Here is a 12,207-nt window from a genome sequence, read left to right on the forward strand (position 1 = left end):
GAGCAACCGATAAGGAAATCCAAAGGCGTGTGTATTGACACCGTCAGTAAATATACCATAAGGTAGTGCTTCTATCAAGTTTAATTGCTATTTTTTTTGGTGGAACTTAAGTAAGAGCTCTACTTCTGTCTTACCCTTGTCCAGTTGCTTTGCAATATCATCTATAGAATATCCTTTATTGCGCATCTTTAGAATCTCAGAAGAAGCGGAGGGGGTATAGCCTGACGGCTGTTCTTCAGGCTCTGGTGGCGTATAGCCGGCAGGTTGACTGTCCCCTGCTCCTTCTTTAGTGCTTAATTTCTCCGCTACGGAAAAACCTATGTGTTCCTCATTACTAGTTTCCGTATGGAAGGAGGGCTTTCTTTCAATCCATTCTGTCATCCGCTGATTCTCTTCCTTGATCTCCAAAAGATAGGATGAGAACATTCCCTCGATTTCACTAGCGATTTCCTGCTGACGGAGCTCGAGTTCTTCGGCTTTCTTGATTCGAGTACTCAAGGTGAAGATGCCGAGTAGAAGCACTCCATCTATAATAAAACTGATGATAAGTAAAAATATTGTCATGCTATGTCACCCACTAAAATCGATTCTCTTGCCTAGATAGGGATGGTCGATTGTTTCATCTTGGTGTCCTGCTTTCCCTTCCTTGCTTCTTTCTCTCCCATCCCCTTTTTCATGCACCAATGCTTCTTCTACATTTTCCTGCTGCATGATAGAGGTTCTTTTCTTCCGGTCGATCTGCTCCTGTCTCTGACTGACAAAGTGTTGTAAAGTAGGGTTTCGCTGTGCAATCTGCTCTTGAAGTTTCCCTGCGTCCTGTACTCTAGGGAGCGCTACCTGCATTTCTACAGCCTTCCAACTCATTTACCCACTTCCTTCTATATATAGAATTCCGTATTCCATGATTATATCAGATCAGGTCATTGATCATTCTCTTAATCCTCTTAGGATGACAAAGAGCGTAAGATAATTTCTCCTTCAGCTAAGAATGCCTGCACCTCTCGGTATTCACTCCGAATCTGGTGTTGATACTTTCCGAACCCTAAGTGGACTTGCCCATAAACCTTACCATTAACTATTACTTTCACTCCGGATAAATCTCCTATTGTTGTACGCATCTTCTCTAGTCGTTCTGATAGTTCCGCAATCTCCTCTAACACAACCTGCAGAGAATTTCTTTGCCTCAACTTCATTACGCGATCTTGAGCTGACAGATTACCCGTCGCTTCTTTTTCTTCTAGCTTGTAACCGATTAAAACCAGTTTTCGCTTTTCTTCTTCTTTTCGCCTCAACGAAAGACTGTATTTAGCTTGTTTTTCTTCGACTTTTTTATTGACGCCTAAATATAGTCCTGTCGGCGTATTCAATCGGTTACCTATATCCTTCGCTTCAATATGTAAGCCGGAAGAAGTTGTTCCACCGATAATGTGGCCAGTTTGACAATAAACACTCCGGTGCGCTACCACGTCACTGTGAAGGATGGAGTTCTCTACAAACAAATCTTGTCCAGCTTCTACTGTAGCCTGGTTGATATATCCCGCACGTATGTCGTGACCAGCCTGCACAATTCCCTTCCCCAAACCAGAAATACCCTCTGACACATAAACGGATCCCCCAGCCACGACGTTCGCACCCTCTACTAAACCATACACTGTGATATCCCCTTGAGCGAATACCTTGAACCCTGTCGGAACATTCCCTTTTATGATGATCGACCCGATAAAATCAAGGTTGCCTGTTCTAAGGTCGAGGTTGCCCTCTACTTCAAATAGTGGCTGGACTTGCAAGGAGCGTTCATCCGCACTCAGCTGACCAGCAATATTTGCGTATAACGCATCATCCGATCGTTTAAAGGTAGTGTTCTTCCCCGCCTTCAGCTGAGCAGGCTTCCCTGGCTTGAATGGTAATTCTTCCCCATGAACATTCCTTCCTAGTATCCCATTCGTCGGGGGTTTTATTGCTGCAATCCTTTCCCCTTCCACTACGGACGGGATGGATATGATATCTCTGAAACTAGCCCGGTCATGCTCGTTTATTTCAAAGCTTACTTCTTTATCATAGATTACCGTTCCGTCTTTCCCATGAACAGGAAACTTCCCTTGGGCGATGAGTAATGGATATTGGATGGTTTCGTCCTTGTCAATGATTCGTCCAATCTCTTCTTCAAGAATCCCATAGGAAACACGATGCTCTTCCAGAAATGCTTGCAGTTCCTCTTCTGTAACTTTTTCGTATGTTTCGAGTTGATCTAGGTAAGCTTCCAGTTTGTCATGGGACACAGACACTTTAAAATGTTTATGCAGTTCCACGCACCTGTTACCTCCTCAGAGCCTAGGCCTCCATGATATCTGCCAATGCATTCTTCAGCTTGAAGATGGCCTTTGCATGTATTTGTGAGATTCTCGAGGTGGTCAGATCCATAATCTGACCAATTTCTGTCAATGTCAGCTCTTCTTGATAGAATAAGCTGATCACCATTTGTTCTTTCTCATTCAAACCTTGTATCTCTCTGGCTAACTCTTCGTAGTTTTCTGATTGAATGATAGATTCTGTAGGTGTAATGGTTTGTTGGTCAGGAATGGAATAGCCGATCCCTTCTTTATGATCGTCTTTCCCGTCCTTCGGCTTCTCTTCCATCGATAGTACATTTGCATATAAGGAATCTTTAATCGCTTCTTCCACTTCACTTGCTTTCATACCCAAATGCTTTGCAACTTCTTCTGCCGTTACCGGCCTTTGTAGTTGCTGCTCAAGCTGCTCACTCACTTGTTCGATTTTTTTCGTTTTATCGCGGACAGACCTAGGAAGCCAATCTTCCTTCCTAAGTCCATCCATGATAGAACCTCTGATTCGGAAAGAAGCGTACGTATCAAATTTCAGATCGCGTTTTCGGTCGAATTTTTTCAGCGCATCATATAATCCGAGCATCCCCAAGCTTTTCACATCATCTTTACTGACACTTTTCGGTAGATGCGCCGTTATCCGCTGGACGTGATAACTCACTAAGTACCCGTACTTTTCCACTAGTTGGTTGGCGGCATCATCGTCTTGGTCGTTCGTCCATAAATCCCATAGAATTTGTTCCTGAGGAGACAAACAGCTTGCCATCAGAATCCTCCTCGCTCTTTCTAATCATTTGTATTCGTTGGACTTTCTTCGTCCTCTTGCAATAGTGATCGAATCATCTTGGACGTTTCTTCTGCCGTAGCCTCTGTTTCTTTAGTTTGACTCTGTGACTGTTCATTCACTTGCTCAACATCATGTTGATTATTACCACGAGACCTGCCATCTCCTCCCCTAACGTTCGTTGCATCCGCTGCAATTACCCCCCACAGTCCCCTGAAGATAAATGCAATCAGGAAAAAACTGAAAAAGCCTATAGCCCCTCTTATAACGGACGTCTGCCATACGTTCGAAGTCAATGAAAATAGAAAAAGGAGAGAAAAGCCGAGCAAAGCCCCTAAGAGATTGAATTTGACGGTTCCTGACATCAGATCGTCACCTCTCCATGATTCACTTTCCTTATATGTAGATCCGTCGTAGATGGGTCGAAAACGATCGTTCGGCCACTCTTTCCCCCGACATCTTCTGCAATAATTGGAATGTGAAATTGTGCTAACTTCTCTTTGACCGCCTCTATGTTTCTCGGACCGATACGCATCATGTCGCTTGAAGTTTTGAAAGAAAACATTTGAGCTCCACCTGCTATCTTAGCCTTCATCCGAAATTTGGAAGCTCCGTTGTCTGTCAGCCCCCTAAGCAAGTCATCGAGTGCTGTGTCTGCATACTTGAAGCGATTCATTTTTTCTTGCTTGGCCATATGAGAATCAGGCAGCATCACATGGGCCATTCCCGCTAATTGTTTCCGGGGATCAAACAGGACCACCCCCACACATGAACCTAATCCTGACGTTCGGATCCTGTCTGGCGCTGAAACGAACTTGAGATCTGCTATCCCCACTTTAATGATGTTCAATACTTCATTCATAACTCGAAACTCCTAGTGATTTGAAAAGTGGATAATAGGATTGGGGGTCAGGAAACAGAAAGAAGTGGCCTTCTATGTCCTCTGCTTCAGCATGGTCCACATCCGTAAGTGAAGTTTCAATAACGATTGCCTGGTCGCTGACCTGTGAAAGTTCAATCAGACCAAACGTCAAAATAGCTCCGACCATATCAAGCGATAGCGAAGGTACGGATGGGTACAGGTCGAGCTTGGTGAAGTCAGATAAGGCGGTTAAATAGGAGCCTGATAAAATGTTACCTAATTCCTGCAGGGCAGAAACAGCCAGCTCATCCTCCCCATCAAAACGGACTCCTTTGATCCCCGTCATCCGCTCCACGAACGCTTCTCCTTGTTCAGGAGAAAGGATGAAAAACATGTTACCAGGGGCCTCGCCTTCAATACGTAGGAAGACGCTGACAACTTCTTTTTCTGTACCTCCTGCTAATTCCATCACTTCATCGAATTCGACGAGCCGGACCGCCGGCACCCGCATGTCGATCTTCTTATCCAGCAGTTTCGAGAGCGACGTTGCAGCGTGAGCAGCTCCGATATTTCCGATCTCTTTCAAAACGTCTAAATGCATGTCAGTCAATCGTTGGCTGAACGTCATCAGACATCGATTTCCTGCAGTTGTTTCACATCATCGCCTGATAATACTTTGGACATATTCAGTAGAATGAAGAGACGCTGATCAAGTTTCACCACACCTTGGATATACTCTGCTTCGACCGTTCCCACCACTTCCGGAGGAGGTTCAATCGAATCTTCCTGTATATCCAGTACATCATTTGCAGCATCTACGATTAACCCGACGTCCATGCCGTTAATTGTTACGGTAATGATTCTAGTCTGTTCCGTATTTTCAACAGCCTCAAGACCGAAGCGTTCGCGAAGATCTATGATGGGTGTCACCACACCACGTAAGTTGATCACGCCTTTTACAAAAGCAGCTGTTCTTGGTACTCGAGTGAAAGGCATCATCCGCTCTATGGACCCTACTCGGTCAACCGGAATTGTGTACTCTTCGTCTTGGAGTTGAAAAACGATTACTTTTACAAGGGATTTCTCTTCTGTCATGGTTACCACTCCTTCTATTTAATCAGGGCGTTGCTGTCAAGAATTAGTGCTACCTGGCCATCTCCTAGAATGGTTGCACCCGAAATAGCAAACACTCCAGACAAGTAGTCTCCGAGGGATTTGAGAACGACCTCCTGTTGACCAATAAAGGAATCGACGACGAGACCTGCCATCTTGTCCCCTTTTCTCACCATTACTAAGGAATAGTATTCGTCCTCCTCTAACGCTTCCGGAACTTCCAAGATATCTTTTAAGAATACGAGCGGAACTACTTTTCCGCGGAAGTCGATCACTTTTTTATTGTGCGCGTGCATGATGTCCTCTTTCTTAACAATGGCCGTCTCAATAATAGAAGATAGCGGAACCGCATACTTCTCTTTTTGCACTTCAACAAGCATGACAGAAATGATAGATAATGTGAGAGGTAACTGGATGGAGAAGACACTGCCTTCGTCGACCCTTGAGTCGATGCTAATGTTACCGCCTAGTGATTCAATCGTGTTCTTGACGACATCCAAGCCGACTCCTCTACCAGACACATCTGATATTTTGTCAGCAGTAGAAAAACCACTGGACATAATCAATTCGAATACCTGCTTATCATTCATGTTCGCTGCTTGTTCTTCTGTTACGACACCATTCTGAACGGCTTTTTCGATGACCTTCTCACGCTTGATTCCACCACCATCGTCACTGATTTCAATAAAGACATGGTTCCCGCTGTGATATGCTTTTAGCTCAAGGCTTCCTACTTCGTTTTTACCCTTTGCTAATCGCTCTTCAGGTCCCTCTATTCCGTGGTCGAGAGCATTTCTGATAAGGTGTACGAGCGGGTCTCCGATTTCGTCGATTACTGTTCGGTCAAGTTCTGTTTCCGCTCCGACAATCTGTAAATCAATCTTTTTATTCAAGTCCCTGGAAAGTTGACGGACCATACGGGGGAAACGATTGAAGACCTGCTCGATCGGTACCATCCGCATATTCAAAATGATGCTCTGCAAATCACCTGAAATGCGACTCATTCGTTCGACAGTCTCTTGCAATTCGTTATGATTCAAATCATTTGAGATCTGTTCAAGGCGTCCGCGATCAATCACGAGTTCTTCAAATAAGTTCATCAAAACATCCAACCTGTCAATGTTGATTCGGATTGTTTTGTTTCCTACTTGCTTCTGCTCTTTAGGTTCTGATGTCGTCTGTTGCTCCTGCTTAGGCTTTGGCTTAGTCGCAACCGCAGTTTCCGTTTCCTTATTGAATGTACTTGGAGGTTCGGGTTCCTGCCCAGCCTCTTCCTGGGGCTCTGTATAGGCTGATACAACAAAATGATTTACCGACACATCTTCTATTTCTGAGACTTTATTTATTTTGGAGGCAACCTCTTGCTGGTCACTTTTCGTCACAAGAAGGACAGTAAAGCTAGTGTCGAACTCTTCATTTTCCAACTGCTCGACCGTTGGATCTGATAAGACGACTTCCCCCAGCTGTTCTAACACCTCGAACACCATATATACTCGAGCTGCTTTTAGCATGCAGTCTTCCCGTAATGTGACAACCACTTCGAAATTATTCAATTGCTGCTCAGCAGATTGCTCAAGAACTGTCAGGGTGAACTCATCTATTTGTAATGCTTCCCTTTTGTTATGTATAGGTTGCTCCTCTTTTTCATCTGCTTTATCAGCGACAGGTTCACCGGTTTCGATGGCGTATAACTTAGCGACTACTCTCTCAACGTTACGCTCACCGGTTCCCCCTTCCGAGATATCGACCACCATGGCTTCAAGATCGTCGACAGAATCAAATACGACGTCAAGGACATCCGAGTCCACCTTGATCTTTTCATTCCTAATGGCATCTAAGACGTTTTCCATCTGGTGGGTCAAGTTAGCTAAATCTTGATAACCCATCGTAGCAGCCATCCCTTTCAAAGTATGAGCAGAACGGAAAATCTCGTTCACGATTGCCAAGTCTTCAGGATTCTGTTCTAGTTTAAGTAAATGATCATTACAGGCTTGTAGATGTTCTTTGCTTTCATCAATAAAGACTTCCAGGTAAGGATTGTTTTCCATTACGATTTCCCCCTCTATTTTCCTAATGCTTTTGTAAGGAGCTGACTGATTTCAGATACAGGTGCAATATTGTCGGCAAGTCCTGATTTGATTGCTGCTTTCGGCATCCCGAATACCACGCAAGATTCTTCTGCCTCGGCGATACATAAGGTATTCGTTTTCTTTTTCTTAAGCTCTACAAGTCCATCTGTCCCGTCTGCCCCCATGCCAGTCATGATAACGGAGATCACTTGGAGGTTCTCCACCTCTGAAAGCGACAGAAACATCCGGTTTACAGAAGGGCGATGACCGTAGATCGGCTCTGAACTATCCAGTACTGCATGCAAGTGCTTCCCTTTTCTAACGATGGTTAAATGCTCTCCACCTGGTGCAATATATGCACACCCATTCTTCAGGACTTCCTCATGTTCCGCTTCTTTCACTTGCACTTTAGATTGTTTGTTGAGGCGATCTGCAAGGGATCGAGTGAACCCTTTCGGCATATGTTGAACAATGACAATTGGACAAGGTAAGTCTTCTGGGAGCTGCGTAATCACTCGGTCAAGAGCCCTTGGCCCCCCAGTCGAAGTCCCGATGGCGATAATGGGCTGTTGTGAAATGGAAACTAAGTGCTTTGCAAGGTTATTGATGGGTTGTTGTCTCTTCGCTGTTGGCTTCTGCGAAACGGTTGCCTTACTTGCTACTAGTACTTTCTTAATGACCTGATCTTCAACCTTCTCCATATCTAATGATATCGGCCCAGATGGCTTCTCTATGAAGTCTACCGCTCCAAGTGTCATCGCTTTGATAGTACTTTCTGCTCCCTGCTTAGTTAAACTGGATACCATTACGACAGGAACGGGATGCTCTTTCATGATTACCTCGAGGGCTTCCAACCCGTCCATATGGGGCATCTCCACATCCATTGTCACGACATCCGGGTTCAGTGTTTTCAATTGTTTCATGCAGTCATTACCGTTCCGTGCTTTCCCGACGACTTCAATTCTGTAATCTCTATTGAGTATGTCGGTTAACACTTTTCTCATGAAAGCAGAATCATCCACAATAAGCACACGTATTTTTTTCATCATTATGACCTCTCTACTACAAAACGTTTTAGTCTAGACAAGAATGATGAGGGCTTCTCTTCAATTTGTTCTTTTCTCTCCACTTTCAAATAATTCTGAACGATCGCAGACATCGCCATACTTGCTTTCGTGGAAGGGTGTGAAAGAACAAATGGCTGTTGACGATTGACCGCCTTCAGCACGTTGCGGTCGTCCGGCATGACTCCTAGTGATGTGACCTCCTTCTCAAGAAAACGATCCACTACAGCATGCAGCCTTGTAAAAGAGGAATCATTTCTCTCTTTCAACGAGCGATTTACCAGAATCGAAATAGGTAAAGTGGCTTCGACTCTGACAAGGTGCTTGATCATGGCATAAGCATCGGTTATAGAGGTCGGTTCGGGTGTCGTCACAACGATGGACTCATCCGCAGAGGAAATAAAGTGGAGACTATCATTTGTGGCTCCTGCCCCCATATCGAATAAAATATAATCATATGAAGCTATCAGACTTTCAAATTGCGATTGAAAGTGAAGGAACATCGCTTCATCCAATTGGAAAACATCAGTCAAACCCGACCCCCCTGCAATATAGGAAAGGTCGTTTGGACCTGACTCAATGATCTCTTGAATTGAACTACCGTTCTTGAAAAGATCAACAAACGAATGCCGAGGGGTGACCCCAAGAAGAATATCGATGTTCCCCATTCCAATATCCATGTCGATTATCAACACTCTTTTCTTATGTTCCATCAGTTTCAGAGCAAAGTTAATTGTGAAGTTCGATTTCCCCACTCCTCCTTTGCCACTGGAGATTGCAATTGTTCGAGCCTTTTTCTTGCTGTTCATCTGTCTTAAACGATGTCGCAAACGTTCCGCCTGATCACTCATAGACGGCTCCTTCTACAACCTGCCTGGATAATCGCATCGGTGTTGCTTCTATGATGTCATCAGGTACGTCCTGACCATTCGTGAAATATGCAATGCCTAATTCATGATGCATCACCATGTTCAGTGCACCTCCATAACTCGATGTTTCATCCAGTTTGGTAAAAATGAACTGCCGTATGGGAAGGTGCTGAAACTGACGATAGATGTCATCCATATCTTGATACTTGCTTGTCAAAGACAATACGAGATAAGTTTCTGTGTTTTCACTGAACTCGATCAACTCATCGAGTTCCTTCACATAGTTGGCATCACGGAAGTTACGACCGGCTGTGTCCACAAGGACTAGGTCATAATCTGCGAACTTCTGCCTTGCTTCTGCATAATCTTCCATGCTGTATGCGACTTCTATGGGGATGTCTAGGATCTTCGCATAGGTTTTCAACTGTTCGATCGCTGCGATTCTGTAGGTATCCGTCGTAATCAGGGCGACCTTTTGCTGTTTGTTCAATGAAGCATCTGCAGCTAGTTTTGCAACAGTCGTCGTCTTGCCTACACCAGTAGGACCTACTAAATGGATGAAAGGCTTATGATCTTCAGCATTTCCGAATGGCATGTCCTTTACTTGTTGATAGATGTGGCGGGTCAATTGATCTTCAACAGGGGAGTCATCCAGACCTTGTTCGACGACGTATTGTACCCACGCTTTTGCCAATTCCTCATCTACTTCTTGGGAAAGAAGGTGCTCATACACATGTTGTAACCCTTCAGGGAAAGTCGTAACGGAATCTTGACTTCTCACCATTGCCTTGAGCGACTGGATTTCTTTCATAATCTCCGTTGTCCCTTTTTCCTCACGTGTAGGTAGCGGTGTTGGTTTAGACTGCGTATCCTTCTTTACATTCGCTTTTCGATCTACAGGGTCTATGGCTGCGATCACTTCCGTTTGGTCTTTCTTGAACATACCGAGGAAGCCGCCGACTTTTACAACTTTCTGATTCAATATAACCGCATTCGGTCCTAATTCTTTCTTTACCTTCTTCATTGCCTCAGGCATAGTAGGAGCCTGGAACTTCTTCACCTTCATGCAACATTCACCACCCCTACACTTTGGACTTCCGCACTCGGTTCCAACTCGTTATAAGATAAAACTACGACTTGTGGTAAAAAGCGGTCGAGCAATTGTTTCACATACATCCTTACAGCAGGAGAACAAAGAAGTATCGCTGTTTCTTCCTGAAGCGACATTTGTTCTACTTGTTCTGCTACAGCACTGATGATCGTTTGTTGTGACTCAGGGTCAAGTGCCAGATAACTACCGTGTTCCGTCTGTTGAATGTTTTCTGCGATGACCTTCTCAACCTTCCCAGAAACAGTAATGACTTTAACACTTTGGTCATCTTTCATATACTGTGACGTAATTTGAGCAGCAAGGGACTGCCTCGCATATTCCCCTAGCAGCTCTGTGTCATTTGTCATCTTACCGAAATCTGCTAATGTTTCGAAAATGACGGGTAGATTTTTCACAGATACATTTTCTCTCAACAGCTTAGCTAATACTTTCTGGACATCTCCAATAGATAGCGGATCTGGTGTGACCTCTTCAACTAAAATTGGATAAGATTCTTTCAAGTGATCGATCAACTGTTGGGTTTCTTGACGCCCGAGTAAAGCGTGTGAGTGCTGTTTGATCACTTCTGTAATATGCGTCGAGACAACAGACGGTGGATCGACCACCGTATAGCCGGACAGTTCCGCTTCATCCTTCTGATCTTCTGCAATCCATTTCGCCGGAAGACCAAAGGCGGGTTCTTGGGTTTCGATCCCTTCAATGATGTCCTCTTCATCGCCGGGTGTCATAGCCAAATAATGATCCAAGAGCAGTTCTCCTTGAGCAACTTGATTCCCTTTGATCTTCAATCGATATTCATTTGGGTTCAACTGAATATTGTCACGAATCCGGACAACTGGGATGACAATCCCGAGTTCGATAGCGAGCTGCCTTCTTATCATGACAATTCGGTCAAGGAGGTCTCCCCCCTGATTGGTGTCAGCAATCGGAATCAAAGCATAACCGAATTCAAATTCGATAGGATCCATGGAGATGAGGTTGACCACATTCTCTGGTGATTTCATTTGATCTCCTTCGGCCTCATCCATTTCTTCAGGTTCTTCTTCTATTTCTTCTTCGCTTTGTCTTGACAACCAATATCCTCCGAATGCCAATACAGAAGCGATCAACGTCGTTAAGAAGAACGGGATAGGTGTCAAGCCGAGCAGGAAGATGGTTCCCGCTGCAATATACAGAAGCTTTGGATAACGTAAAAGTTGAGCCGTCACATCCGTTCCGAGATTCCCTTCTGATGCCACTCGCGTTACTACAATTCCTGTCGCGGTGGAGATCAATAAAGCTGGGATTTGACTGACAAGTCCATCCCCTACAGTAAGACGCATATACGTATCGATTGCCTCTGTAAAGGACATGCTCATTTGCGCCATACCTATGATCAATCCGAAAATGATGTTGATTAAAACGATTATGATTCCAGCTATCGCGTCGCCTTTTACGAACTTACTAGCACCATCCATGGCGCCGTAGAAGTCCGCTTCATTTTCGATTTTCTTACGACGGTCCTTCGCCTGCTGTTCGTTGATCATCCCGGCATTCAGGTCCGCATCGATACTCATTTGTTTACCAGGCATCGCATCAAGGGTGAAACGCGCAGCGACTTCCGATACACGTTCGGCACCTTTTGTTATGACCAAGAACTGTATGATGACTAATATAACGAAGACGACGAATCCGACAAGCGGGTTACCACCGATTACGAAGGTCCCGAACGTTGCGATGACGCCCCCTGCTTCTGCCTCTGATAAGATCGAACGTGTAGTGGAAACGTTCAGTCCTAAACGGAATAATGTTAACAGCAGTAACAGTGTTGGGAACACGGCGAATTTAAGTGCTTCATCCATATTCATCGATACTAGAATCACTAATAGCGCAAGTGAAATATTTATTAAGATAAAAAAGCTAAGGAGCCACCCAGGCAACGGGATTACGAGCATGACTATGATAAGAATCACGCCAATTAATACGGATAAGTCTCTAGCTGACATGTTGGGCA

13 protein-coding genes are annotated in these 12,207 nt (G+C 44.6%); all 13 read right to left on the minus strand.

The features are described 5' to 3' along the window. Positions 1-87 precede the first annotated feature (87 nt). Positions 88-564 (minus strand): DUF6115 domain-containing protein, encoded by a 477-nt coding sequence (locus E4663_RS07235; protein ID WP_135327107.1) that lies wholly within the window; start codon positions 562-564, stop codon positions 88-90. A gap of 6 nt (positions 565-570) precedes the next feature. After that, positions 571-864, minus strand: coding sequence for a hypothetical protein (locus E4663_RS07240; RefSeq protein WP_135327108.1), 294 nt, complete (start codon positions 862-864; stop codon positions 571-573). Positions 865-944: 80 nt separating this feature from the next. Next, a complete protein-coding gene (locus tag E4663_RS07245; RefSeq protein WP_135327109.1) occupies positions 945-2,309 on the minus strand; it encodes a DUF342 domain-containing protein in 1,365 nt (454 codons plus the stop codon). Positions 2,310-2,331: 22 nt separating this feature from the next. Continuing rightward, a complete protein-coding gene (locus tag E4663_RS07250) occupies positions 2,332-3,108 on the minus strand; it encodes a FliA/WhiG family RNA polymerase sigma factor (RefSeq protein ID WP_079480167.1) in 777 nt (258 codons plus the stop codon). A gap of 20 nt (positions 3,109-3,128) precedes the next feature. Further along, positions 3,129-3,491, minus strand: coding sequence for a hypothetical protein (locus E4663_RS07255; protein ID WP_135327110.1), 363 nt, complete (start codon positions 3,489-3,491; stop codon positions 3,129-3,131). Beyond that, positions 3,491-3,988, minus strand: coding sequence for a chemotaxis protein CheD (locus E4663_RS07260; protein ID WP_079480169.1), 498 nt, complete (start codon positions 3,986-3,988; stop codon positions 3,491-3,493). Before E4663_RS07260 ends, E4663_RS07255 begins: the two co-directional genes overlap by 1 nt. Next, positions 3,981-4,616: a chemotaxis protein CheC gene (locus tag E4663_RS07265; RefSeq protein WP_135327111.1), complete on the minus strand. Its 636-nt coding sequence runs from the start codon at positions 4,614-4,616 to the stop codon at positions 3,981-3,983. The genes E4663_RS07260 and E4663_RS07265 overlap by 8 nt, the downstream gene beginning before the upstream one ends. Continuing rightward, entirely contained in the window at positions 4,616-5,083 is a 468-nt protein-coding gene (locus E4663_RS07270; RefSeq protein ID WP_135327112.1) for a chemotaxis protein CheW, read from the minus strand. Before E4663_RS07270 ends, E4663_RS07265 begins: the two co-directional genes overlap by 1 nt. Positions 5,084-5,097: 14 nt before the next feature. Then, on the minus strand, positions 5,098-7,149 hold the full coding sequence (locus E4663_RS07275; RefSeq protein ID WP_135327113.1) for a chemotaxis protein CheA: 2,052 nt from the start codon (positions 7,147-7,149) through the stop codon (positions 5,098-5,100). A gap of 14 nt (positions 7,150-7,163) precedes the next feature. Beyond that, positions 7,164-8,216, minus strand: coding sequence for a protein-glutamate methylesterase/protein-glutamine glutaminase (locus tag E4663_RS07280; protein WP_135327114.1), 1,053 nt, complete (start codon positions 8,214-8,216; stop codon positions 7,164-7,166). A 2-nt stretch (positions 8,217-8,218) separates the two neighbouring features. After that, positions 8,219-9,085 (minus strand): MinD/ParA family protein, encoded by an 867-nt coding sequence (locus E4663_RS07285; protein ID WP_135327115.1) that lies wholly within the window; start codon positions 9,083-9,085, stop codon positions 8,219-8,221. Next, a complete protein-coding gene (gene flhF, locus E4663_RS07290) occupies positions 9,078-10,169 on the minus strand; it encodes a flagellar biosynthesis GTPase FlhF (RefSeq protein ID WP_135327116.1) in 1,092 nt (363 codons plus the stop codon). The genes E4663_RS07285 and flhF overlap by 8 nt, the downstream gene beginning before the upstream one ends. Next, positions 10,166-12,199, minus strand: coding sequence for a flagellar biosynthesis protein FlhA (gene flhA, locus E4663_RS07295; protein WP_135327117.1), 2,034 nt, complete (start codon positions 12,197-12,199; stop codon positions 10,166-10,168). The genes flhF and flhA overlap by 4 nt, the downstream gene beginning before the upstream one ends. Between the last annotated feature and the right edge of the window lie 8 nt (positions 12,200-12,207).

The sequence above is a fragment of the Halobacillus salinus genome (assembly GCF_004684905.1).
GTDB classification, from domain to species: Bacteria; Bacillota; Bacilli; order Bacillales; family Halobacillaceae; genus Halobacillus; species Halobacillus salinus.

What these genes read in the sequence shown, in the direction of transcription:
- E4663_RS07235 (WP_135327107.1), bottom strand. Translation starts at nt 564, where the DNA reads ATGACAATATTTTTACTTATCATCAGTTTTATTATAGATGGAGTGCTT.
- E4663_RS07240 (WP_135327108.1), bottom strand. Translation starts at nt 864, where the DNA reads ATGAGTTGGAAGGCTGTAGAAATGCAGGTAGCGCTCCCTAGAGTACAG.
- E4663_RS07250 (WP_079480167.1), bottom strand. Translation starts at nt 3,108, where the DNA reads ATGGCAAGCTGTTTGTCTCCTCAGGAACAAATTCTATGGGATTTATGG.
- E4663_RS07255 (WP_135327110.1), bottom strand. Translation starts at nt 3,491, where the DNA reads ATGTCAGGAACCGTCAAATTCAATCTCTTAGGGGCTTTGCTCGGCTTT.
- E4663_RS07260 (WP_079480169.1), bottom strand. Translation starts at nt 3,988, where the DNA reads ATGAATGAAGTATTGAACATCATTAAAGTGGGGATAGCAGATCTCAAG.
- E4663_RS07265 (WP_135327111.1), bottom strand. Translation starts at nt 4,616, where the DNA reads ATGACGTTCAGCCAACGATTGACTGACATGCATTTAGACGTTTTGAAA.
- E4663_RS07270 (WP_135327112.1), bottom strand. Translation starts at nt 5,083, where the DNA reads ATGACAGAAGAGAAATCCCTTGTAAAAGTAATCGTTTTTCAACTCCAA.
- E4663_RS07275 (WP_135327113.1), bottom strand. Translation starts at nt 7,149, where the DNA reads ATGGAAAACAATCCTTACCTGGAAGTCTTTATTGATGAAAGCAAAGAA.
- E4663_RS07280 (WP_135327114.1), bottom strand. Translation starts at nt 8,216, where the DNA reads ATGAAAAAAATACGTGTGCTTATTGTGGATGATTCTGCTTTCATGAGA.
- E4663_RS07285 (WP_135327115.1), bottom strand. Translation starts at nt 9,085, where the DNA reads ATGAGTGATCAGGCGGAACGTTTGCGACATCGTTTAAGACAGATGAAC.
- flhF (WP_135327116.1), bottom strand. Translation starts at nt 10,169, where the DNA reads ATGAAGGTGAAGAAGTTCCAGGCTCCTACTATGCCTGAGGCAATGAAG.
- flhA (WP_135327117.1), bottom strand. Translation starts at nt 12,199, where the DNA reads ATGTCAGCTAGAGACTTATCCGTATTAATTGGCGTGATTCTTATCATA.